Origin of the sequence: Pseudomonas lurida (assembly GCF_013522705.1) — a bacterium.
GTDB lineage: Bacteria > Pseudomonadota > Gammaproteobacteria > Pseudomonadales > Pseudomonadaceae > Aquipseudomonas > Aquipseudomonas quebecensis.
Genome location: NZ_JAAMRE010000015.1, coordinates 62,230 through 85,599 on the forward strand (window position 1 = coordinate 62,230; position 23,370 = coordinate 85,599).

24 protein-coding genes are annotated in these 23,370 nt (G+C 62.0%); 8 read left to right on the top strand and 16 right to left on the bottom strand.

Translation table 11 applies throughout. The features are described from left to right. Positions 1–39 precede the first annotated feature (39 nt). The 5 genes from leuS (at position 40) to G7025_RS14335 (ending at position 6,087) form a co-directional block, all read left to right on the top strand. The gene (leuS, locus tag G7025_RS14315) at positions 40–2,646 is read left to right on the top strand and encodes a leucine--tRNA ligase (protein WP_181079834.1); all 2,607 of its coding nucleotides are present in this window, start codon (positions 40–42) and stop codon (positions 2,644–2,646) included. 88 nt (positions 2,647–2,734) lie between these two features. Next, on the top strand, positions 2,735–3,346 hold the full coding sequence (gene lptE / locus G7025_RS14320; RefSeq protein ID WP_181079835.1) for an LPS-assembly lipoprotein LptE: 612 nt from the start codon (positions 2,735–2,737) through the stop codon (positions 3,344–3,346). 39 nt (positions 3,347–3,385) lie between these two features. Further along, positions 3,386–4,423 (top strand): DNA polymerase III subunit delta, encoded by a 1,038-nt coding sequence (gene holA / locus G7025_RS14325; RefSeq protein WP_181079836.1) that lies wholly within the window; start codon positions 3,386–3,388, stop codon positions 4,421–4,423. A 112-nt stretch (positions 4,424–4,535) separates the two neighbouring features. After that, positions 4,536–4,700, top strand: a complete 165-nt coding sequence (gene arfA / locus G7025_RS14330; protein ID WP_003176285.1) for an alternative ribosome rescue factor ArfA — start codon at positions 4,536–4,538, stop codon at positions 4,698–4,700. A 61-nt stretch (positions 4,701–4,761) separates the two neighbouring features. Further along, on the top strand, positions 4,762–6,087 hold the full coding sequence (locus G7025_RS14335) for a lytic murein transglycosylase (protein ID WP_181079837.1): 1,326 nt from the start codon (positions 4,762–4,764) through the stop codon (positions 6,085–6,087). A gap of 251 nt (positions 6,088–6,338) precedes the next feature. On the opposite strand, the gene G7025_RS14340 is transcribed toward G7025_RS14335, so the two are convergent. The 13 genes from G7025_RS14340 to G7025_RS14400 all read right to left on the bottom strand — a co-directional run bounded on the left by G7025_RS14340 (position 6,339) and on the right by G7025_RS14400 (position 18,820). Continuing rightward, positions 6,339–7,259 carry a S66 peptidase family protein gene (locus G7025_RS14340; RefSeq protein WP_181079838.1) on the bottom strand — a complete coding sequence of 307 codons (921 nt, stop codon included), beginning with the start codon at positions 7,257–7,259 and terminating at the stop codon, positions 6,339–6,341. Between the two features lie 151 nt (positions 7,260–7,410). Then, positions 7,411–8,412, bottom strand: coding sequence for a lipoyl synthase (gene lipA / locus G7025_RS14345; RefSeq protein WP_181079878.1), 1,002 nt, complete (start codon positions 8,410–8,412; stop codon positions 7,411–7,413). Between the two features lie 26 nt (positions 8,413–8,438). Then, entirely contained in the window at positions 8,439–9,086 is a 648-nt protein-coding gene (gene lipB, locus G7025_RS14350) for a lipoyl(octanoyl) transferase LipB (protein ID WP_181079839.1), read from the bottom strand. Then, positions 9,086–9,361, bottom strand: coding sequence for a DUF493 domain-containing protein (locus G7025_RS14355; RefSeq protein ID WP_034100910.1), 276 nt, complete (start codon positions 9,359–9,361; stop codon positions 9,086–9,088). The genes lipB and G7025_RS14355 overlap by 1 nt, the downstream gene beginning before the upstream one ends. Positions 9,362–9,445: 84 nt before the next feature. Beyond that, positions 9,446–10,603: a D-alanyl-D-alanine carboxypeptidase family protein gene (locus G7025_RS14360; protein ID WP_181079840.1), complete on the bottom strand. Its 1,158-nt coding sequence runs from the start codon at positions 10,601–10,603 to the stop codon at positions 9,446–9,448. 185 nt (positions 10,604–10,788) lie between these two features. Then, complete coding sequence (locus G7025_RS14365) at positions 10,789–11,793, bottom strand: septal ring lytic transglycosylase RlpA family protein (RefSeq protein WP_181079841.1); 1,005 nt, start codon at positions 11,791–11,793, stop codon at positions 10,789–10,791. Beyond that, the gene (gene mltB, locus G7025_RS14370) at positions 11,793–12,803 is read right to left on the bottom strand and encodes a lytic murein transglycosylase B (RefSeq protein WP_181079842.1); all 1,011 of its coding nucleotides are present in this window, start codon (positions 12,801–12,803) and stop codon (positions 11,793–11,795) included. Before mltB ends, G7025_RS14365 begins: the two co-directional genes overlap by 1 nt. A 17-nt stretch (positions 12,804–12,820) precedes the next feature. After that, complete coding sequence (rodA, locus tag G7025_RS14375) at positions 12,821–13,924, bottom strand: rod shape-determining protein RodA (protein WP_181079879.1); 1,104 nt, start codon at positions 13,922–13,924, stop codon at positions 12,821–12,823. A 31-nt stretch (positions 13,925–13,955) separates the two neighbouring features. After that, positions 13,956–15,854 carry a penicillin-binding protein 2 gene (mrdA, locus tag G7025_RS14380; RefSeq protein ID WP_181079843.1) on the bottom strand — a complete coding sequence of 633 codons (1,899 nt, stop codon included), beginning with the start codon at positions 15,852–15,854 and terminating at the stop codon, positions 13,956–13,958. A gap of 15 nt (positions 15,855–15,869) precedes the next feature. Continuing rightward, positions 15,870–16,337 (bottom strand): 23S rRNA (pseudouridine(1915)-N(3))-methyltransferase RlmH, encoded by a 468-nt coding sequence (gene rlmH / locus G7025_RS14385; protein ID WP_003176297.1) that lies wholly within the window; start codon positions 16,335–16,337, stop codon positions 15,870–15,872. Positions 16,338–16,346: 9 nt separating this feature from the next. Beyond that, the gene (rsfS, locus tag G7025_RS14390; protein WP_010206793.1) at positions 16,347–16,841 is read right to left on the bottom strand and encodes a ribosome silencing factor; all 495 of its coding nucleotides are present in this window, start codon (positions 16,839–16,841) and stop codon (positions 16,347–16,349) included. Between the two features lie 69 nt (positions 16,842–16,910). Next, the gene (nadD, locus tag G7025_RS14395) at positions 16,911–17,555 is read right to left on the bottom strand and encodes a nicotinate-nucleotide adenylyltransferase (RefSeq protein ID WP_034115210.1); all 645 of its coding nucleotides are present in this window, start codon (positions 17,553–17,555) and stop codon (positions 16,911–16,913) included. Next, entirely contained in the window at positions 17,555–18,820 is a 1,266-nt protein-coding gene (locus G7025_RS14400; RefSeq protein WP_181079844.1) for a glutamate-5-semialdehyde dehydrogenase, read from the bottom strand. Before G7025_RS14400 ends, nadD begins: the two co-directional genes overlap by 1 nt. Positions 18,821–18,994: 174 nt before the next feature. On the opposite strand from G7025_RS14400, the gene G7025_RS14405 reads away from it, so the two are divergent. After that, complete coding sequence (locus tag G7025_RS14405) at positions 18,995–19,678, top strand: DNA-3-methyladenine glycosylase (RefSeq protein ID WP_181079845.1); 684 nt, start codon at positions 18,995–18,997, stop codon at positions 19,676–19,678. Between the two features lie 30 nt (positions 19,679–19,708). Beyond that, positions 19,709–21,025, top strand: coding sequence for a bifunctional DedA family/phosphatase PAP2 family protein (locus tag G7025_RS14410; protein WP_181079846.1), 1,317 nt, complete (start codon positions 19,709–19,711; stop codon positions 21,023–21,025). On the opposite strand, the gene G7025_RS14415 is transcribed toward G7025_RS14410, so the two are convergent. From G7025_RS14415 to G7025_RS14425, 3 genes are read right to left on the bottom strand one after another with little or no spacing between them, the layout of a single operon-like run. Further along, positions 21,022–21,612, bottom strand: coding sequence for an LON peptidase substrate-binding domain-containing protein (locus G7025_RS14415; protein ID WP_181079847.1), 591 nt, complete (start codon positions 21,610–21,612; stop codon positions 21,022–21,024). The two genes, G7025_RS14410 and G7025_RS14415, sit on opposite strands and share 4 nt — an antisense overlap. A gap of 21 nt (positions 21,613–21,633) precedes the next feature. Beyond that, entirely contained in the window at positions 21,634–22,350 is a 717-nt protein-coding gene (locus G7025_RS14420; protein ID WP_181079848.1) for an LrgB family protein, read from the bottom strand. Beyond that, positions 22,347–22,709 carry a CidA/LrgA family protein gene (locus G7025_RS14425; protein ID WP_181079849.1) on the bottom strand — a complete coding sequence of 121 codons (363 nt, stop codon included), beginning with the start codon at positions 22,707–22,709 and terminating at the stop codon, positions 22,347–22,349. The genes G7025_RS14420 and G7025_RS14425 overlap by 4 nt, the downstream gene beginning before the upstream one ends. Positions 22,710–22,913: 204 nt before the next feature. Here G7025_RS14425 and G7025_RS14430 point away from each other — a divergent pair, with 204 nt between their 5' ends. After that, complete coding sequence (locus G7025_RS14430) at positions 22,914–23,369, top strand: MaoC family dehydratase (RefSeq protein WP_181079850.1); 456 nt, start codon at positions 22,914–22,916, stop codon at positions 23,367–23,369. Position 23,370: the final 1 nt, after the last annotated feature.

Sequence of the window (23,370 nt, forward strand, 5' to 3'; positions counted from 1 at the left end):
AGAGGATTAGGCCACCCCTATTCAGTTCAAAAAGTAGCCATGCACGAACAATATCAGCCCCGTGAAATAGAAAATGCCGCCCAAGCCTTCTGGGACGAGCAGAAGTCCTTTGAAGTCAGTGAACAGCCGGGCAAGGAGACGTTCTACTGCCTGTCGATGTTCCCTTACCCCAGCGGCAAGCTACACATGGGGCACGTGCGTAACTACACCATCGGCGACGTGATCTCACGCTACCAGCGCATGCAAGGCAAGAACGTACTGCAACCCATGGGTTGGGACGCCTTCGGCATGCCGGCGGAAAACGCCGCGATGAAAAACAACGTAGCGCCCGCCAAGTGGACCTACGAAAACATCGCCTACATGAAGACCCAGCTGCGCAGCCTGGGCCTGGCGGTGGACTGGTCGCGCGAAGTGACCACCTGCAAGCCGGATTACTACCGCTGGGAACAATGGCTGTTCACTCGCCTGTTCGAAAAAGGCGTGATCTATAAAAAGAGCGGCACCGTGAACTGGGACCCGGTCGACCAGACCGTGCTGGCCAACGAGCAGGTGATCGACGGTCGCGGCTGGCGCTCCGGCGCGCTGATCGAAAAGCGCGAAATCCCGATGTACTACTTCAAGATCACCGCCTACGCCGATGAGCTGTTGTCGAGCCTGGATGATCTGCCGGGCTGGCCGGAGCAGGTCAAGACCATGCAGCGCAACTGGATCGGCAAATCCAAGGGCATGGAAGTGCAATTCCCGTACAACGTCGACTCCATCGGCGAAGCGGGCACCCTCAAGGTGTTCACCACCCGCCCGGACACCCTGATGGGCGCGACCTACGTCGCCGTGGCCGCCGAACACCCGTTGGCCACCCAGGCCGCACAGAACAACCCTGAGCTGCAGGCGTTCATCGCCGAATGCAAAGGTGGCAGCGTGGCCGAAGCCGACGTCGCCACCCAGGAGAAAAAAGGCCTGCCGACCGGCCTGTTCGTCGAGCACCCACTGACCGGCGAAAAATTGCCGGTATGGGTCGCCAACTACGTGCTGATGCACTACGGCGATGGCGCGGTCATGGCCGTGCCGGCTCACGATGAACGCGATTTCGAATTCGCCACCCAGTACAACCTGCCGATCAAATCAGTCGTGCGCACCAGCTCGGGCGATACCAACCCGGCACCGTGGCAGGACGCCTACGGCGAGCACGGCACGCTGATCAATTCCGGCGAGTTCGACGGCCTGGATTTCGCCGGCGCTTTCGACGCTGTCGAAGTGGCGTTGATCAAGAAAAACCTTGGTGCCTCGCGCACTCAGTTCCGCCTGCGCGACTGGGGCATCAGCCGCCAGCGCTACTGGGGCTGCCCGATCCCGATCATCCACTGCGCCAGCTGCGGCGACGTGCCGGTGCCGGAAGATCAACTGCCGGTAGTTCTGCCTGAAGACGTAGTGCCGGACGGCGCCGGTTCGCCGCTGGCGCGCATGCCCGAGTTCTACGAATGCAGCTGCCCGAAATGCGGCCAGCCGGCCAAGCGTGAAACCGACACCATGGACACCTTCGTCGAGTCCTCGTGGTACTACGCGCGCTACGCCTCGCCTCACTACGAAGGCGGCCTGGTGGAAAAAACCGCAGCCGACCATTGGCTGCCGGTGGACCAGTACATCGGGGGTATCGAACACGCCATCCTTCACCTGCTGTACGCGCGTTTCTTCCACAAGCTGATGCGTGACGAAGGCCTGGTGACATCCAACGAGCCGTTCAAGAACCTGCTGACCCAGGGCATGGTGATCGCCGAGACCTACTATCGCCGTGAAGCCAATGGCGCCTATACCTGGTTCAACCCGGCGGACGTCGAGCTGGAGCGTGACAGCAAAGCCAAGGTCATCAGCGCCAAACTGATCGCCGACGGCCTGCCGGTGGAAATCGGTGGCACCGAGAAGATGGCCAAGTCCAAGAACAACGGCGTCGACCCGCAGTCGATGATTGACCAGTTCGGCGCCGACACTTGCCGCCTGTTCATGATGTTCGCCTCGCCGCCTGACATGAGCGCCGAATGGTCCGACTCCGGCGTGGAAGGTTCGCACCGCTTCCTCAAGCGCGTCTGGCGCCTGGCCCATGCCCACGTAAGCCAGGGCCTGCCGGCCAGGCTGGACGTAGCCGCGTTGAACGACGAGCAGAAAGCCATTCGCCGCAGCATCCACCTGGCCATCAAGCAAGCAAGCCAGGACGTGGGCCAGAACCACAAGTTCAACACCGCCATCGCCCAGGTGATGACGCTGATGAACGTGCTGGAAAAAGCCCCGCAGGCTACCGAGCAGGACCGCGCGCTGGTACAGGAAGGCCTGGAAACGGTCACCCTGCTGCTGGCTCCGATCACGCCGCACATCAGCCACGAACTGTGGAACCGCCTTGGCCACAGCGACGCCGTCATCGACGCCCGCTGGCCGGTGGCCGATGACAGCGCCCTGGTCCAGGACACGCTGCAACTAGTGATCCAGGTCAACGGCAAACTGCGTGGCCAGATCGACATGCCGGCCAGCGCCAGCCGCGAAGACGTCGAAGCGGCCGCGCGCAGCAATGAGAACGTGCTGCGCTTTACCGAAGGCCTGACGATTCGCAAAGTAATCGTTGTGCCTGGCAAACTGGTCAATATCGTCGCCAGCTAATCGGATCGGGCGCAGGGCTTGAGCCCTGCGCCGAATTAAACCTTCGGGGCCGCGATAAGGCCCGCCTGGTTTCAAGGGGAGCAACAAAATGATCAAACGCAATCTGCTGGTTATGGGCCTTGCCGTGCTGCTGAGCGCTTGCGGCTTCCAGCTGCGCGGTACCGGCACCAACGACCTGACGATCAAGGAACTGGATCTCAGTGCCCGCAACGCCTACGGCGAAACCGTGACGCAACTGCGTCAGGTCCTGGAAAACAGCGGCGTGCGCGTCTACGCCGGTGCGCCCTACAAGCTGGTGCTGGTGGACGAGAAAGAAACCCAGCGTAACCTGAGCTACGCCAGTGCAGGCCGTGCCTCGGACGTCGAACTGAGCACCCTGCTCATGTTTGAAGTGCAGGGCCGTGACCACCTGCCGTTGATGGGTGACAAGATCCAGGTGCAGAAGGTCGTGAGCCACGATGGCAACAACCTGGTGGGTTCGGATTCGGAAGTTATCCAAGTGCGCAAGGAAATGCGTCGCGAGCTGATCCAGCGCATGATGCTGCGCCTGCAATTGCTCACTCCGCAGCAGTTGGAGGAGCTGCAACGTACGGCTGACAACAAGGCCAAGGCCGAAGCCGATGCCCTGAAAGCAGCCCAAGAGTACGAAGACAACACGCCGAAACAATCGCCTGTCGAAGTACCGGTTCCGGTCGAGTAAGCCCGACGGGGCGCCCCAGGCGCCCCGTTCGCCCTGCCTATGAAACTCGCTCCCGCCCAACTCGCCAAACACCTGCAAGGTGGCCTTGCGCCTGTCTATATTGTCAGCGGCGATGACCCGCTGCTGTGCCAGGAAGCCGCGGACGCCATTCGCACGGCCGCACGCCAGCAAGGTTTCGATGAACGCCAAGTCTTCAGCGCGGACGCCAGTTTCGACTGGGGCACGTTGCTGCAAGCTGGTGCGAGCATGTCGTTGTTCGCCGAAAAGCGCCTGCTGGAACTGCGCCTGCCTTCGGGCAAGCCCGGTGACAAAGGCGCCGCCGCCTTGATGGAATACTGCGCGCGCCCCGCCGAGGACACCGTGCTGCTGATCAGCCTGCCCAAACTCGACGGCAGTGCGCAAAAAACCAAATGGGGCAAGGCCCTGGTCGAAGGTGCACAGACCCAGTTCATCCAGATCTGGCCGGTGGACAGCAACCAGTTGCCGCAATGGATTCGCCAGCGCCTGTCTCAATCGGGGCTGGCAGCGACCCAGGACGCGGTCGAGCTGATTGCGGCACGGGTCGAAGGCAACTTGCTCGCCGCCGCCCAGGAGATCGAAAAGCTCAAGCTGATGGCAGAAGACGGGCAGATTACCGTCGAAACCGTCCAGGGCGCCGTGGCGGATAGCGCGCGCTTTGACGTATTCGGACTGGTGGATGCGATTCTCAACGGCGAACCCGCCCACGCCCTGCGCATGCTCGAAGGCCTGCGCGGCGAAGGGGTGGAGCCGCCGGTGATTCTGTGGGCCCTGGCCCGTGAATTGCGGGTGCTGGCCAATATTTCCCTGCAATACAGCCAGGGCACGCCGCTGGACAAGTGCTTCAGCCAGGCCCGGCCGCCGATATGGGACAAGCGCAAACCCTTGATGAGCAAAGCCCTGCAACGGCACTCGGCGCAACGCTGGGCGCAACTGTTGCTGGAAGCTCAGCGCATCGATGCGCAGATCAAAGGACAAGCGGCCGGCTCGCCGTGGATGAGCCTGAGTCGTCTGGCGCTGCTGATGTCCGGGCAACGCCTGACACTTCCCGCCGAATAACCCTCCCACCTGTTGACCGCGTTAACATTTCAAAAAACGTGTCGGGCTTTACAGCGGTCAAACTTCGGCAGATGATTTGCGCCGTTGTAACCACCTATCGAGAGTACCGACCATGAGCAAAAAGCCATCCAAGCATGGCCCCAACAAGGCCAAATCCATCATCGCCCAGCCACTGTTCCGCAGCCGTCAGGAACGCGCCGGCAAGGGCAAAGGCAGTTACCGTCGCGAAGCCTTCCAGTCTAACAGCTGGGAGGCTTCTTACTTTCTGGCTGCCTGAAGGCAAGCGCCCCTTTGGCATGATAAGGTCTGCACCTGATTTGTAATCCCTGGACCTGTGCATGCCCTCTAGTCTTTCCCGTCGTTGGCACCTGCGCCAATTGATTGCTGCCTCCAGCCTCATCCTGCTCGTCGCCTGCGCGGAAAAACCTACCGCCGCCGACGCCCAGCCCCTGCCCTCACTCCAGACCGCCCCTGTGGTAGCGCCCGCTGTCGTGGCCCCGCTGGCCGTGGACAACCTGGATATCCAACCGACCCAGACCTTTGCCGAATGGCAGGCCGGCTTTCGTGTGGAGGCCCTGAAGGCCGGCATCGCGCCTGCGGTGTTCGACACGGCCTTCGCCAATGTCACCCCTGACATGGCGGTGATACGCGCCGACCGCAGCCAACCGGAATTTTCTCGCCCGGTTTGGGAATACCTCGACGGCGCCCTGTCGCCGGTACGCGTGCGCAATGGCCAGGCGCTGCTGATCAAATATGCCGACATCCTGCAAAGCATCGAACAACGCTATGGCGTCGACCGTCAGGCATTGGTTTCGGTGTGGGGCATGGAAAGTAACTTCGGCCAGTTCCAGGGCAACAATTCGGTGATCCGCTCCCTGGCGACCCTGGCCTACGAAGGCCGCCGACCGGCGTTCGCCCAGGCGCAATTGCTGGCGGCGCTGCAGATCATCCAACACGGCGATATCGCCGCCGACCAGATGAAGGGTTCCTGGGCCGGGGCCATGGGCCAGACCCAATTTATCCCGACCACCTACAACACCCACGCCGTGGACTTTGACGGCGACGGCCGCCGCGATATCTGGAACAGCCCGGCCGACGCCCTCGCCTCCACCGCTCACTACCTGCAAAGCTCCGGCTGGCAGAAAGGCCAGCCGTGGGGCTTTGAGGTCAAGCAACTGCCATCCAGCTTCGATTACGCCCTGGCGGACGGCGGCACGCGCAAGACCGTCGCCGAATGGCTGAAATTGGGCATCCAATTGCCACCGGGCGCCAGCATGCCGCCCAACGTCGATCAACTCTCCGCCGCGCTGCTGCTGCCGGCGGGTTACCGTGGCCCGGCGTTCCTGGTACTGGATAACTTCCGCGCGATCCTCAAGTACAACAACTCTTCGTCCTATGCGCTGGCGGTCGGCCTGCTGTCCGAGCGCTTTGGCGGCGGTGGCGTGATTCGTGGCGAATGGCCGAAGGATGAACTGCCCCTGAGCCGCACGCAGCGCATTGACCTGCAGACAGCACTCAGCGCCAAAGGCTATGACGCGGGCAACCCGGACGGCATCATTGGCGCCAATACCCGCAAGGCCATTCGCGCGGCGCAGCAGGCACTGGGCTGGCCGGCGGATGGGTATCCGACGGTGAAGTTGCTGGAATCGCTGCAGAGCCGCTAGATCTGCTGATGGCGACTATCGCTATCGGGGGCAAGCCCCCTCCCACAGTTGACCGAGTTGTCATGTCGATCACTGATCAATGTGAGAGGGGGCTTGCCCCCTCCCACAGCTGACCGAGTTGTCATGTCGATCACTGATCAATGTGAGAGGGGGCTTGCCCCCTCCCACAGCTGACCGAGTTGTCATGTCGATCACTGATCAATGTGGGAGGGGGCTTGCCCCCGATGGCGGTTTAGCGAGTGATCCCAGATTCAAAGTGTAACGACCACATCCTGCTCCAACACCACCCGCTGCTCTCCCGCATCCAGCCGCACCCACGCGCCCATCGGCAGGGTCAGGTTCGGATCGCAATGCCCACTGCGCCAGCCGGCCAGCACCGGAATGCACAACGGTTCAAATGTCTGTTTGAGCAGGCGCTGCAGCGCGACGTTATCCACTCCCGCCACGTCCCCGACCAGCACCCCAGCTACCTGAGCCAAGTTGCCCGCCAGGCGCAAATGCGTGAGCAGACGATCGATGCGATAGATCGGCTCGTTGACGTCCTCGATAAACAGGATGATGCCTTGCGCATCGATTTCGTAAGGCGTACCCATCACCGCCGCAATCATCGACAGGTTGCCTCCCAGCAGACGCCCACAGGCAATGCCGGGCTCAAGAGTGGTCAGCGGGTAGGCCACGGGGTGCGTCAGCACGCTGCCAGCGCCCAGTTGCCCACGCAGCAGGCTGAACAATGAGGATTCGGTAGGTTGCTGCTTGTCGCCGAGCAGGTCGGCATTGAGCATCGGCCCGTGAAAGGTCACGAAGCCCGCGTAGCGATTGATAGCCAGGTGCAGGGCGGTAATGTCGCTATAGCCGACAAATGGCTTGGGATTGGCGCGCAGAAGGTCGAAGTCCAAACAGTCCAACAGCCGTGGCGTACCGTAACCGCCCCGCAGGCAGAAGATCGCATCGATTTCAGGGTCGGCGAAAGCGGCGTGCAGGTCACGCAAGCGCACCTCATCGCTGCCGGCAAGGTAGCCGTCGCGTTCATACACCCCAGGAAAAATTTGCAGACCATAGCCGCGGGTGCGCATCCATTGGCCGGCCTTTTCAACATCCAGCGCGGCGGGGCCGGCAGGTGCAATCAGGGCGATGGTGCCTTCGGAACGAAGGGCTGGAACGGCAATGGTCATACACAACTCTCCCTGGTTAACGCAGTACGAATGTGGGAGAGGGCTTGCCCCGATAGCGGTGGATCAGCCAGCACAGGAGTGACTGACCTACCGCTATCGGGGGCAAGCCCCCTCCCACATAAGCCCCTCCCACTCCGGATCTAAACTCCGATCAGGAGATCAGGCTTGCCTTGACCAGCTTGGCCTGCTCGTCAGCGTGGTACGAAGAACGTACCAGCGGGCCCGATGCCACGTTCTTGAAGCCCATCTTGTAGCCTTCCTCGGCGAACCAGGCGAAGGTGTCCGGGTGCACAAAACGCTGTACCGGCAAGTGATTGCGCGACGGTTGCAGGTACTGACCCAGGGTCAGCATGTCGATGTCGTGTTCGCGCATGCGCTGCATGACTTCGATCACTTCCTCGTCGGTCTCGCCCAACCCCAGCATCAGGCCGGATTTGGTCGGGATGTGCGGCATCATCTGCTTGAATTTCTGCAGCAGGGTCAGCGACCACTGGTAGTCCGAACCCGGACGCGCAGCCTTGTACAAGCGCGGCACGGTTTCCAGGTTGTGGTTGAACACATCCGGTGGCTCGGCGGCGGTGATTTCCAGCGCCACGTCCATACGGCCCCGGTAATCCGGCACCAGGGTTTCGAGCACGACGTTGGGCGACAGCTTGCGGATTTCTCGGATGCAGTCGGCAAAGTGCTGGGCACCGCCGTCACGCAGGTCGTCGCGGTCTACCGAGGTGATCACCACGTATTTGAGTTTAAGGTCGGCGATGGCGATGGCCAGGCTTTCCGGCTCGTTGACGTCCAGCGGCTTCGGCCGGCCGTGGCCGACGTCGCAGAATGGGCAGCGACGGGTGCAGATGTCACCCATGATCATGAAGGTGGCGGTGCCGCCGGAGAAGCACTCGCCCAGGTTTGGGCAGGAGGCCTCTTCGCACACGCTGTGCAACTTGTGTTTGCGCAGCAGGGCCTTGATACGGTCGACTTCCGGCGAGACCGGGATGCGCACGCGGATCCAGTCGGGCTTTTTCGGCAGTTCGGTGGTCGGAATGATCTTCACCGGGATGCGTGCAACCTTCTCGGCGCCGCGCAGCTTGACACCGGCTTCCACCTTGGCACGCGGGGCCGGGGCCGGACGCTCGGTAACGTCCAGCGTCGGGATCATGGTTTGCACTGCATCAGTAGTCATAATCAGTCGATTCCGCCCGTGAGGGTCGTCTGCTCAGCATAGTCGAGGTGTTTGACGAGCTGCGCACGCAGCCGGGCACTTACCTCGGCAAATTTAATCGGTGTGACGTGCTCGCTCAGTTGTGTCATCGCCAACCCCGCATAACCGCACGGGTTGATGCGTCGGAACGGTGCCAGGTCCATGTCCACGTTCAGGGCCAGGCCATGAAAGGAACAGCCGTGGCGGATCCGCAGCCCCAGGGAGGCGATTTTCGCACCGTCCACATACACCCCCGGAGCATCCGGCTTGGCGGCGGCGGTCACGCCATAACTGGCCAGCAGCTCGATCAGGCAAGCCTCGATGCGGCTGACCAGATCACGCACACCAAACCCCAGCTTGCGCACATCCAACAACAGGTAAGCGACAAGCTGACCGGGCCCATGGTAAGTCACTTGGCCACCTCGGTCGACCTGCACCACCGGAATATCCCCCGGCAGCAACAGGTGTTCGGCCTTGCCGGCCTGGCCCTGGGTAAATACCGGCGGGTGCTCCACCAGCCAGACCTCATCCGGTGCCGACGTGCCGCGCTCGTTGGTGAAGCGCCGCATGGCATGCCACACGGGCTCGTAGGCCATCTGGCCGAGCTCGCGAAAGCCCAGGACCTGCGGCATCACAACACCATGTGTACGAAGCCGGTGGCCCGCAGTTCACTGTTGATGTTGTAGAGCTGGTCCTGATCCGTCGCCACGATGTGCAACTGGATCGTGGTGTATTTACCGTTGGTACTGGAGCGTTCGTCCACACGGTTGTCGTTGATCGTGGCGTGTTTACGCACGATGTCGAGGATCTTGTCTTTGTTGCCAACACCGGTATCGCTGATCACCTTGACGGGATAATCCGTCACCGGGAACTCGATCTTGGGCGCCTTTACTTCTTTATCGGTCATGGCAGAACAGCCTCGTAAGCGGTAAGCCGTGGCGACGGCAAAGCCCCGCGTCTTATCAACGCGGGGCTTTGCAGGTGCACACAATCAGTTGAACAAGCCGTAGAAGAATAGACGGATGCTATCCCACACGCGGCGGAAGATACCACCTTCGTCGACGGCGTCCAGCGCGATCAGGTCGGCGCTGTGCACCACCTTGTCGTCCAGTTTCACTTCGACTTTACCGATCACGTCGCCCTTGGCGATCGGCGCAACCAATTGCGGGTTCATGGTCATGCTGGCAGCGAGCTTTTTCAGCTGGCCTTTAGGCATGGTCAGGGTCAGGTCTTCGGCCAGGCCGGCCTTGACCTGGGAGGTCGCGCCTTTCCACACCGGCGCGGTCGCCAGCTCAGCACCCTTCTGGTAGAAGGTCTGGGTTTCGAAGAAACGGAAGCCATAGGTCAGCAGTTTCTGTGTCTCGGCCGCACGGGCCTGTTCGCTGTTGGTACCGAACACCACGGCGATCAGGCGCTGGCCGTCACGTACCGCCGAGGACACCATGCAGTAGCCGGCTTCTTCGGTGTGGCCGGTTTTCAGACCGTCGACGGTCTTGTCACGCCACAGCAGCAGGTTGCGGTTAGGCTGCTTGATGTTGTTCCAGAAGAACTCCTTCTGGGAGTAGATCGCGTAGTGCACCGGGTCGACGCGGATGATCGCGCGCGCCAGGATCGCCATGTCATGAGCCGACGAGTAGTGCTCTGGGTTCGGCAGGCCGGTCGGGTTCATGAAGTGGCTGTTGGTCATGCCCAGGTCGGCCACGGTTTTGTTCATCATGTCGGCGAACGCGTCTTCGCTGCCGGCGATATGCTCGGCCAGGGCGACGCTGGCGTCGTTGCCGGACTGGATGATGATGCCGTGCAGCAGGTCGCTCACGGTGACCTGCGAGCCCACCTTGATGAACATCCGCGAACCGCCGGTACGCCAGGCGTTTTCGCTGACGGTCACCGGATCGTTTTCGCCGATCTGGCCGCGACGGATTTCCAGGGTCGCGATATAGGCAGTCATCAGCTTGGTCAGGCTGGCCGGCGGCAGGCGCTGGTCACCGTTGTTCTCGACCAGCACGTTGCCGCTGGCGGCGTCCATGAGCACCCAGGCCTTGGCGGCCAGTTGCGGTGAAGCCGGCACCATTTCAACCGCCCAGGCGGCCGGGGTGATGATCAGCGAGATAAGCAGGCACGTGCGTTTGGCTAAGGTGGTGATGTTCATCCGTCTCTCGAAATTGCTTATGGAAACTTGCCCTCGCGGGCAAAACTTATTCAGACAGCCCGCTACCAGACTGTCGCGTGTTCGGTTGCCCGCTCACCCCTTGCTCCCAGGTTTTTATTGTTCAAACGAGCCAACAACCAGGGCCCAGGCCCGCGTACGCGCCTGAACCATCAATCCATTACTGCTTACTCGGCGGTGACCAGGCTGGGTTGCCCCAGGTTGGCCAGACGCACGCTGTTCTGCACTTGTGCAACCTCGCTCGGCGAGCCGATCGGGCCCATTCGCACGCGGTGCAGGGTCTGCTGGTTGCGCACGATAGAGCTGATGAACACCGGCGCATTGACCATGCTGCTGAGCTTGGACCTTAACAGTTCCGCCGCATCCGGGTTGGCAAAAGCGCCGACCTGCAGGTATTGCCCGCCCGCCAGAGAGGCACCCGGCGCGGCCTGAGGCACGGCCACGGTGTCCGGGGCATGCTGTTGCGGCGGCGGCGTCCACTGTTCGACCTTGCCCGCCGACGCGGTGATCTGCGGTTGCGGGGTCTGCGGCTCGTTGAGCATCAACGGCGCCGGCTTGCCGCGCTGGGCCCAGTACTGCGCGGGGTCGATGCCTTCGACCTTGACCCGCGCGGTGCCGGTTTCGGCGTAGCCGAGCTTTTTGGCGGCGGCGTAGGACAAGTCGATGATGCGATCCGAATAGAACGGCCCACGGTCATTGACCCGCAGGATCACCGTGCGGTGGTTGTCCAGGTTGGTCACGCGTACATAGCTTGGCAACGGCAGGGTCTTGTGGGCTGCGCTCATGCCGTACAGGTCATACACTTCGCCATTGGCGGTGTTCTGGCCATGGAACTTGGTGCCGTACCAGGACGCCGTGCCGGACTGCACGTAGGTCTTGGAGTCCTGCAGCGGAAAGTAGGTCTTGCCCAGCACTGTGTAAGGGTTGGCCTTGTAGGCACCGGTGTGCAGGGTCGGTGTGGCGTCGGGAATCTTCGACACATCCACATCCCACCACGGCGCACCGTCTTTGTGCGCGCGGTTGATGTCCAGGCCAGGCTGAGACCGGACAACAGTGCCGCCGGACTTCTGCGCCGGACCGCGACTGGTGGAGGTGGAACAGCTGACAACCAGCAAGGACAACGCGGTGAACGCCACCAGCTTGAGCGGTTTATTGAACGGCGATGCCCGCATTACTTGTTGCCCCGTGCTTGGACCAGCATGTCTGACAGCTGATGCACGGCCATGGCGTACATCACACTGCGGTTATAACGCGTGATTGCGTAGAAATTCTTCAGGCCCATCCAGTATTCAGGGCCGTTTTCGCCTTCCAGGCGAAACGCCGTTACCGGCATTTCGTCGTGGGGCGCATTCTGACTCGACCAACCCAGCGCCCGCAACTCCCCGACGGTCCTGGCCGGCTCGATGCCCTGGGTCAGGCCCTCGTCGGCGCGCTCCCCGCTGACGTCCGCCCGCACCACCACCGGTTCGCCGGCAACCCAGCCGTGGCGCTTGAAGTAGCTGGCCACGCTGCCGATGGCATCGTCGGGGTTACTCCAAATATTGATGTGGCCGTCGTTGTCGAAATCCACCGCGTAGGCGCGAAAGCTGCTCGGCATGAATTGCGGCAAGCCCATCGCGCCGGCATACGAGCCCTTGAGCGTCAGCGGGTCGACCTGCTCTTCGCGGGCCAGCAGCAGGAATTCGCGCAGCTCCTTGCGGAAGAACTCGGCACGCGGCGGGTAATCGAAGCCAAGGGTCGACAACGCGTCGACCACCCGGTAGCTGCCGGTATTACGCCCGTAAAAGGTCTCAATGCCGATGATCGACACAATCACCTGGGCCGGCACACCGTATTCCTGCTCGGCGCGGGCCAGGGCGGCTTCATGCTGGCGCCAGAAGTCCACGCCACGGGCCACGCGGGCATCGGTGAGGAACATCGGGCGATAGTCCTTCCATTGCTTCACACGTTCGGCGGGGCGGGAGATGGCGTCGAGGATCGCCTGCTTGCGCTGGGCTTCGCGGAACACGCCCATCAGTTGCTCACCGGCGAAACCATAGTCGCGGGTCATTTCACCGACAAATTCGGCGACCTGAGGTGAACCATCGTAGTCACCGGCCAGCGTCTCCTGCGTTGCCCCCAGCAGCCCGATCAGGCCCATCCAGGACGCATGCCGAGTCGCCCAGCCGCGCATTACTTGCATTGACATCTTCACCTTATTCAAACCTGTGCGATCCACTTGCGATGCGTATGAATCGACATCAAAACCCCAAACGCTGACATCAACGTCACCAGCGAAGTTCCGCCGTAGCTAATGAACGGCAACGGCACCCCAACCACCGGCAGCAGGCCACTGACCATACCGATGTTGACGAAAACGTAAACAAAAAACGTCATGGTCAAACTGCCTGCGAGCAATTTGCCGAACAGCGTCTGCGCCTGGGCGGTAATCACCAGGCCGCGACCGATCAACAGCAAATAGATCAGCAGCAAGGCGCAGATCCCCACCAGGCCGAACTCTTCGCCTAACACGGCGATGATGAAGTCGGTGTGGCTCTCGGGCAAGAAATCCAAGTGCGACTGGGTGCCCAACAGCCAGCCCTTGCCAAACACCCCACCCGAACCGATTGCCGCCTTGGACTGGATGATGTTCCAGCCGGTGCCCAGCGGGTCGCTTTCCGGATCGAGGAACGTGAGGATCCGCTGCTTCTGGTAGTCATGCATAAAGAAAAACCACATCGCCACCGCCACCGGCACCGCGGCAGCCAGCACGCTGAGAATCCAGCGCCAGCGCAGCCCGCCCATGAACAGCACGAACGCACCGCCGGCCAGGATCAGCAGCGAAGTACCGAGATCGGGCTGGCGCACAATCAGGATAAAGGGCACGCCGATCAGGATCAGGCTGATGCCTACGTGCTTGAGCTGCGGCGGCAACGTGCGCTTGGACAGGTACCAGGCGATAGTGGCCGGCATCAGGATCTTCATGAATTCCGACGGCTGGAAGCGAATCACCCCTGGAATGTTGATCCAGCGCGTGGCGCCCATGGCGTTATGGCCCATCACGTCCACCACCACCAGCAACAACACGCCGACCACATAGCCCAGCGGCACCCAGCGCGCCATGAAGCGCGGCTCCAGCTGGGCGATCACCACCATCGACAACAGGCCCAGGCCGAACGACGACGCTTGCTTGATCAGCAGGTCCCAGTTCTTGCCACTGGCCGAATACAGCACAAACAGACTGCCGGCCGCCAGCGTCAGCAGCAGGATCAGCAACGGACCATCGATGTGCATGCGCTGCAGCAACGTCGCGCGGCGACGCATCACATCCTCGCTGGAGAGGATGCGGTCAAAATTACTCTTCACTGGCCGTAACCTCGGTGGTTGAAGGGGGGCCGCCATATTCAGGCTTGAGCCTGCCGTCCTCGGCCAGCAGCCAGGCGTCCATCACCTGGCGCACCACAGGCGCGGCGACGCCGGAACCGGACTCGCCGTTCTCGACCATCACCGCCACCACGATTTTCGGGTCGTCGGCCGGCGCGAAGCCGACAAACAACGCGTGGTCGCGGTGGCGTTCCTGGACCTTGGAACGGTCGTATTTCTCGCCCTGCTTGATCGCCACCACCTGGGCGGTACCGCTCTTGCCCGCAATGCGGTATTGCGCGCCGATCGCTGCCTTGCGCGCCGTACCGCGCGCGCCGTGCATCACCTGCTGCATGCCGTGGTTGACCTTGGTCCAGTCCGATGGGTCGCGCAGCACAATGTCCGGGATCGGGTTCTCATCCACCGGCTTTTCGCCTTCGATGGTCCTGGCCAGGTGCGGACGGTTCCACACGCCTTTGTTGGCCACCAGCGCGGTAGCCTGGGCCAGTTGCAACGGCGTCGCCTGCATGTAGCCCTGACCGATCCCCAGGATCAGGGTTTCGCCCGGGAACCACGCCTGGCGGCGCGTCGCGCGCTTCCACTCCCGCGACGGCATCAGGCCTGGGGACTCTTCGAACATGTCCAGGGAGACTTTCTGCCCGAGGCCGAACTTGCCCATGTAGGCCGACAGACGATCGATGCCCAGCTTGTGGGCCAGGTCATAAAAATAGGTGTCGTTGGAGCGCATGATCGCGGTGTCCAGGTCGACATAGCCGTCACCGGTACGGTTCCAGTTACGGTACTTGTGATCGTAATTGGGCAACATGTAGTAACCGGGGTCATATACCCGACTGGAAGCGGTCACCACACCGGCGTCCAGACCTGCAATCGCCACCGCCGGCTTGATCGTCGAACCCGGCGGATACAGGCCACGCAGCACCCGGTTGAACAGCGGTCGATCGATGGAATCGCGTAGCTCGGCGTAGGCCTTGAAGCTGATACCGGTCACGAACAGGTTGGGGTCGAAGCTGGGCTGGCTGACCATGGCCAGCACTTCGCCCGTCTTCGGGTCCAGCGCCACCACGGCGCCACGCCGGCCACCCAGGGCCATCTCGGCGGCTTCCTGCAGCTTGATGTCCAGGCTCAGCACGATGTCCTTGCCCGGCACCGGGTCGGTCCGCTTGAGCACCCGCAACACGCGGCCGCGCGCGTTGGTCTCGACTTCTTCGTAACCCACCTGGCCGTGCAGCTCGGGTTCGTAGAAACGCTCGATGCCGGTCTTGCCGATATGGTGGGTGCCGCTGTAATTGACGGGGTCGAGGGTTTTCAGCTCTTTCTCGTTGATGCGCCCCATATAGCCGACGGAGTGAGCAAAGTGCGGCCCCTGCGGGTAGTGCCGCACCAACTGCGCCACCACTTCCACGCCAGGCAGGCGGAACTGGTTCACCGCAATGCGTGCGATCTGCTCTTCGGTCAGCTCGAACAGAATCGGCACCGGCTCGAACGGTCGGCGCCCCTGCCTCATGCGTTTCTCGAAGATCACCCGGTCTTCCGGGGTCAGCTGCAGGACCTCGACAATGACGTCGAGCACTTGCTGCCAGTCGCCGGAACGCTCACGGGTCATGCTGAGGCTGAAGCTGGGCCGGTTATCCGCCACCACTACGCCATTGCGGTCGAAAATCAGCCCACGGGTCGGCGGAATCGGCTGCACATGCACGCGGTTGTTTTCCGACAGCGTGGAGTGATAGTCGTACTGGATTACCTGCAGGAAATACAGGCGCGCAATCAGTACCCCGATCAGCGTCACCACCATGATCGCGCCAAACACCACACGCGCACGTACCAGACGTGCGTCTTTCTCATGGTCCTTGATGCGGATCGGCTGAGTCATCGGGAGGGGCGCAGACTATTTGTGATAAGGGTGCCCGGACAGAACTGTCCAGGCGCGATACAGCTGTTCACCGATCAGAATCCTTACCAACGGGTGCGGCAGCGTCAGTGCCGACAGCGACCAGCGCTGGTCCGCCCGCGCGCAGACTTCCGGCGCCAGCCCTTCCGGGCCGCCGACCATGAAGTTGACGGTGCGCGAGTCCAGGCGCCAGCGGTCCAGTTCCACCGCCAACTGCTCGGTGCTCCAGGGCTTGCCGTGCACTTCCAGGGTGACGATGCGCTCGTTGGGGCCGACCTTGGCCAGCATGGCTTCGCCTTCCTGACGAATAAAGCGCGCCACGTCGGCATTCTTGCCCCGGGTGTTGAGCGGTATCTCCACCAGCTCCAGCGACAGCTCGGCGGGCAGACGCTTGGCATACTCATGCCAGCCTTCTTCCACCCACTTGGGCATGCGTGAACCGACAGCAATCAGACGCAGGCGCACAGCCGTTCCTTATTCCTGGTCTTTGTTGAGCTTGTCGAAGTGAGCGTGGCCCACTTCAGGGCTGTGGTGCTTGCCATCGGCGGCACGGCTCTGCTCGGCGCCTTTCCACAGACGCTCCAGGTCGTAGAACTGGCGGGCGTTGGACGTCATCATGTGGACGATCACGTCGTCCATGTCCAACAGCACCCAGTCGCTGTCGCCCTTGCCTTCTTCACCCAACGGCTTGACGCCCTGGGCTTTGACGGCTTCGCGCACCTTGTCCAGCATCGCGCCGATCTGGCGGTTGGAGGTACCGGTGGCGATGATCATGTAGTCGGTGATGCTCTGCTTATCGCGCACGTCCAGCACCTGGATGTCCTGGGCCTTCACATCTTCCAGGGCCGCCACGGCGACTTTTACCAGCTCTTCGCCGGCCAGTTCCGGACCGGTGTGGGCTTCTACCGGCAGAGGGGCGCTTTTGAAAGTGCCTTTGCGCTTAACTTTGCTTACGTCTTTGTTGGTCATATAAAACTCGTTTTGCTCGTATGTTCGGGCGCTCGCTGTACGACGTTTCGTACGTTCAAGCGCGCCTTTTCAGTTCGACGCACGGTAAAGCCCGTGCGCATCGATGTAGGCCAGGACCGCGTCAGGCACCAGGAACCGTACCGACTTCCCGCTGGCCAGCAGTTGACGGATCTGGGTGGCGGACACCGCAAGCGGGGTCTGCCAGACGAATGCAATATTCCCGTTCGGCCCGGTCAGGGCCAAGGGGTCACTTACCGACCGCGCGGCCAGCAGGTTGCGCAAGGCATCCGGCGGTTCGCTGTCGGCATCCGGGCGTTGCAGAACCAGGATGTGGCAATGCTGGAGGAGATCCTCCCAGCGATGCCAAGAGGGCAGGCCGCAAAATGCGTCCCAGCCCAAAAGCAGAAACAACTGGTCGTCCGCGGCCAGTTCGGCGCGCATCAGTTCCAGGGTGTCGACCGTGTAGGACGGTTTATCGCGCTTGAGTTCGCGGTCGTCCACCACCAACGGTGCAATGCCTTCCACCGCCAGACGCACCATTTCCAGACGCTGCTGGGGCGACACTTGCGGCGTGTCGCGATGGGGCGGCCGGAAATTGGGGATCAGACGCAGTTCATCCAGCGCCAGCGCGTCCGCCACCTCCAGCGCACTGCGCAGGTGGCCGATGTGCACAGGGTCGAAGGTACCGCCGAGCAGCCCGATACGCTTAGCCATCAAGTGCGCACATGCCCATCGCCGAACACCACATACTTCTCGCTGGTCAGGCCTTCGAGGCCCACCGGGCCGCGAGCATGGAGCTTGTCGGTGGAAATGCCGATCTCCGCGCCCAGGCCGTACTCGAAGCCGTCGGCAAAACGCGTCGAGGCGTTGACCATCACCGAAGCGGAGTCCACTTCATTAAGGAACCGGCGCGCATCGCTGAAATGCTCGGACACGATTGCGTCGGTGTGCTTGGAGCCGTAGGTATTGATGTGTTCGATGGCCTGGTCCAGGTCGTCGACGATGCGGACCGACAGGATCGGCGCCGTGTATTCGGTGTACCAGTCCTGCTCGGTGGCTTCGATCACGTCGGCGCCCAGCAGCGCGCGGGTGCGCTCGCAACCACGCAGCTCCACGCCTTTGTCACGGTAGATGGCCGCCAGCGCTGGCAGCACGCGCTCGGCGATGCCGGCGTGCACCAACAGGGTTTCCATGGTGTTGCACGGCGCGTAGCGATGGGTCTTGGCGTTGTCGGCGATGCGGATCGCCTTGTCGATATCGGCCGCGATGTCGATGTACACGTGGCAGACGCCATCCAGGTGCTTGATCACTGGCACCTTGGCATCGCGGCTCACGCGTTCGATCAGGCTCTTGCCACCGCGCGGCACGATGACGTCGACGAACTCCGGCATGGTGATCAAGGCACCGACGGCGGCGCGGTCGGTGGTTTCCACCACTTGCACCACTTCGGCCGGCAACTCGGCCACGGCCAGGCCCTGCTGGATGCAGGCGGCGATGGCGCGGTTGGAATGGATGGCCTCGGAACCGCCACGCAGGATGGTGGCGTTACCGGACTTGAGGCACAAGCTCGCGGCGTCGATGGTCACGTTCGGGCGCGACTCATAGATGATGCCGATCACGCCCAGGGGCACGCGCATCTTGCCGACCTGAATACCGGACGGCATGTAACGCATATCGCGGATTTCACCGATGGGGTCAGGCAGCTTGGCTACCTGACGCAGGCCTTCGATCATGTCGTCGATGCGCGCCGGGGTCAGCGCCAGGCGGTCCAGCAGAGCTGGCTCCAGACCATTGGCACGGCCGTTGGCCAGGTCCAGTTCGTTGGCGGCGGCCAGCTCGGAGCGCGAGGCATCCAGAGCGTCGGCGGCGGCCAGCAGGGCGCGATTTTTCTGCGCAGTGCTCGCACGGGCGATCAACCGCGACGCCTGGCGGGCAGCGCGACCCAGTCGGGTCATGTAGTCAAGAACGGACTCAGTCATGGTCGGGGAGTCTTGGCAAAGAGGAAAGCGGCAGATTATAGCCGTGACGCCGCCCGACTGACAGCGGTGAGGGGCGGATGGTCGAAATGAACTGTAAAAACATCGCCTTCAGCGGTAATTAAGGCGAGAGTTGTTATTATTCCGTCACATTTAGCCGCAATAACCCTTGGTGCCATGTCCCGCTTTGCCCCCGAACTCCCCGCCAGCGCCCTGCCCGACAGCTTCTTCGACCGCGATGCGCAATTGCTCGCGTGTGAATTGCTCGGAAAAGTCATCCGCCATCGCGTCGGCGACATCTGGCTTTCGGCGCGAATAATCGAAACCGAAGCGTATTACGCCGCTGAAAAAGGCAGCCATTCTTCACTCGGCTACACAGAAAAGCGTAAGGCTTTGTTTCTGGATGGCGGGCATATCTATATGTATTACGCACGCGGTGGCGACTCCCTGAACTTCAGCGCCCAGGGCCCCGGCAACGCGGTGCTGATCAAATCGGCCTACCCGTGGGTCGATGAGGTGTCCGGCCCGGACAGCCTGGCGCAGATGCTGCTCAATAATCCGGACGCCAAGGGCTTGCCGCGTCCTTCGCACACGCTGTGCGCCGGCCAGACACTGTTATGCAAGGCGCTGGGGTTGAAGGTGCCGATGTGGGATGCCAAACGGTTTGACCAGGAGCGCCTCTATGTCGAAGACGTCGGCCAGACCCCGACGCAGATCATCCAGACCACCCGCCTGGGCATCCCCAGCGGCCGCGATGAACACCTGATGTACCGCTTCGTCGATGCTGGCTATGCGCCTTATTGCACGCGGAACCCGCTGCGCCGAGGCCAGGTCGAAGGCCGCGACTATTTTTTGCTGTGAATTCCCACGAACACCGATGGAGTGGATTGTATGGGCCAATGGCTCGATAGCATTACCGGCTGGCTGACCGTCAACCCGCAGTGGCTGGCCGTGGCGGTGTTTATCGTCGCGTGCGTGGAATGCCTGGCGATTGCCGGGTTGATCGTGCCCGGGACGGTGCTGCTGTTCGCCATTGCCGCGCTGGCCGGCAGCGGCGCGTTGTCCTTGAGCGAGACATTGCTGCTGGGCTTCCTCGGCGGCTTGCTTGGTGACGGGGTTTCCTACTACCTGGGCCGACACTTTCACCAGAACATTCGGCGCCTGCCCGGCTTGCGCCAACATCCCGAGTGGATGAACGGCGCAGAAACCTACTTTCACAAGTACGGCATCGCCAGCTTGCTGGTCGGACGCTTCATCGGCCCGCTGCGGCCCATGCTGCCGATGGTGGCAGGCATGTGCGACATGCCCTTCCCGCGCTTCGCCGGGGTCAGCATTCTGGCGGCGGCGGGTTGGTCGGTGGCTTACCTCCTGCCCGGCTGGGCGACGGGTGCCGCGTTCCGCCTGCCGTTGCCCGAAGGGTTCTGGCCCGAGGCGGCGGTGGTCGCGGGGTGCCTTGCCGTAGTGATCGGGCTGAGCCTGAACAGCAGCCTGCGCGGCCATCGTCGCGCCACTTTATGGATAGGCGGCGCCAGCCTGACGTTGTTGATCGCACTGTTTATCGGCTATCGCTCGCTGGATAATTTTGACCACGGCCTCAGCGCCCTGGTGCAGGAGCACCGCAGCCCTTGGCTGGATGAGGTGATGGTGCGGATCACCCAATTGGGTGAGTTCAAGAAGATGTTTTTCGCCAGTGCCGTGTTTACCGGCCTGTTGTTACTGGCGCGGCAATGGCGCCATGCACTGTTTGTCGGTGCCACGCTGGCGGGGTCGGCCCTTATCAATACCGGGAGCAAACTGTTTTTCGCCCGAGGCCGTCCGGAAATCCTCACAGACCCGCTGACCAGTTTCAGTATGCCCAGCGGCCACGCGTCCGGCGCATTCGCGTTCTTCCTGGCGTTGGCGGTACTGGCCGGTCGCGGCCAGCCCACGCGGCTGCGCCTGACCTGGATGCTGCTGGGCTGTATTCCCGCAGCGTTTATCGCGTTGTCGCGGGTTTACCTCGGTGCCCATTGGCCCACGGACATCCTTGCCGGCACATTACTGGCAATGACGGTGTGCGCGTTCTGCCTGGGGCTCAGTGAATATCGCCGCCCGCTGCCCGCCATGCCGCAGAAAACCTGGTGGCTGCTGCTGCCGGCACTGGCGGCGGTGATGGGTTTTATCGCGCTGATCGGTACTTCGCATGCCCTGCTGCGCTACGCCTATTAAGTGAACAGCTCGCCCTGCAGTTCGTCGAGCAGCGCCTGGATCATATCCAGACGCTCCTGCGGGCTGTCCATGGTCAGGAGCCTGACCTTGTCGTCATCCGTGAACGGCAGCAAATACGCCAACTGATTGGCCAACGCTTGTTGGCCTTCAGCGTTGGTGTCCATGTCCAATGAAGCGACCATCGGGTGTTCGGCCAGGGCCTGCAGCAAGGCCAGCAGGTCTTCATCCTCTTCTTCCAGAGCTTTGTCCGGTTGCTCATCCAGCCAGTGCACCTCACCCACCAGCAACTGGTCTTTCTGCACAGTGACGTCATACACGCGAAAACGCCGCCCACCTTCAACGCGAATGCCCAGCAGGCCGTTATCCTGCTGTTTGAAGTCGCGGATCAACGCTTCACAACCGACCACCGCGTGAGCGTCGGTAATATGGCCGGCCTCGGTTTTTCCAAGGATGCACACCACGCCGAAGCTTTCGCCCTTTTTCATACAGCGCCCGATCATGTCGAGGTAGCGCGCCTCGAAGATCTGCAGATCGAGCGTGCAGCCAGGAAACAGCACGGTATTGAGTGGAAACAGCGCCAGACTCATAAAGCGTTCCTTAAACCCGGTTTAAACAATGACCGACACGGCCAGCGGCAGGAACACCGCCGTGGCCACGCCCATCAAACTCATGGCCAGCGCCGCGAAGGCGCCGCACTCTTCGCTTTCCTGCAAGGCCACCGAGGTACCGACCGCATGGGCAGTCATGCCCAGGGCCATGCCGCGCGCCTCGGCACTGTGCACGCCCAGGCGCGACAATAACGCCGGGCCGACCATGGCGCCAACCACGCCGGTGATCAGCACAAACACCGCCGCCAGCGCCGCCACGCCGCCGATCTGCTCGGCCACCAGCATGGCGATCGGTGACGTCACCGACTTGGGCGCCATGGTCATCAGCACCATGTGTTCGGCGCCGAACCACCAGCCCAGCAGGACACACAAGCCGGTGGCCAGCACCCCGCCTATCACCAGCGTAGTAAAAATCGGCCAGAACAATTGGCGAATCCGCCGCAGGTTCAGGTACAGCGGCACTGCCAGGGCCACCGTCGCCGGGCCCAGCAGGATGCCCATGATCTCGGTGCTTTTGCGGTACTCGGCGTAGTCCAGGCCACAGCTGAGCAGCACGCCGATCACCAGCAGCATGGACACCAGTACCGGCTGCAGGAAGATCCAGCGGGTTTTCTCGAAGCCCGCCAGCACCAACTGATAGGCACCCAGGGTGATGCCGATGCCGAACAAGGGATGGTGGATCACCGCCGTCCACGCGCCGTGCCAGTCGAAGATCATTGGCCCTCCTCCTCATGGGCATGGCGCCTGACCAGGCGCTGCATCATCACGCCGATCACGGCCATGGCAATCACCAGCGACAACACCAGGGCGCCGACGATCGCCCAGAAGTCTGCGGCGATATCCCTGGCGTACACCATCACTCCGACCGCCGGCGGTACCAGCAGCAACGGCAGGTAGCGCAACAGGCTGCCGGCGGCCAGGCTCAGGGGCTCACCCACTTCGCCGCGCCACACCAGAAAGCCGAGCATCAACAGCAGGCCAATGATGGGCCCCGGCAGAACCGGCAGCAGCAAATGATTGAGCGCCGTGCCGATCAGTTGAAACAGCACCAGCCACGTCAGGCCACGTAACAGCATCCGTCCTCTCCCCTTCAAAACACGTTCGCATTATAAGCACGCCGGCTCTATGCCCAGGCATTCGCCATCAGCATGGTGGGTTGACCGAGTCGATTGCCCATGATGATCTACATTGGTTCTCTGTCACCCATAAAAGCCCCGCCGCCACTGGATGAACGCATGCCTGTGCCGGGAGAAAAAATTGATGAACCCAGGAGAAACGCAATGCCCTATGTACCCGTAGCGCAGCTCAAAGATTATGTCGGCAAGGAACTGGGATGTTCCGAATGGCTCACCATCGACCAGGACCGTATCAACCTGTTCGCAGAAGCCACCGGCGATTATCAATTCATCCATATCGACCCGGTCAAGGCCGCGCAGACTCCGTTCGGCAGCACCATCGCCCACGGCTTCCTGTCGCTGTCGCTGATGCCTAAATTGATGGAAGACATCCTCATCGCGCCCGAAGGCCTGAAAATGGCGGTCAACTACGGCCTGGACAGTGTGCGCTTCATCCAGCCGGTGAAAGTCGATTCGAAGGTGCGACTGAGCGTCAAGCTCACCGACGTCATTGAAAAAAAACCTGGTCAATGGCTGCTCAAGGCCACCGCCACCCTGGAAATTGAAGGCCAGGAAAAACCCGCTTACATCGCCGAGTCGCTGTCGCTCTACTTCGTGTAGG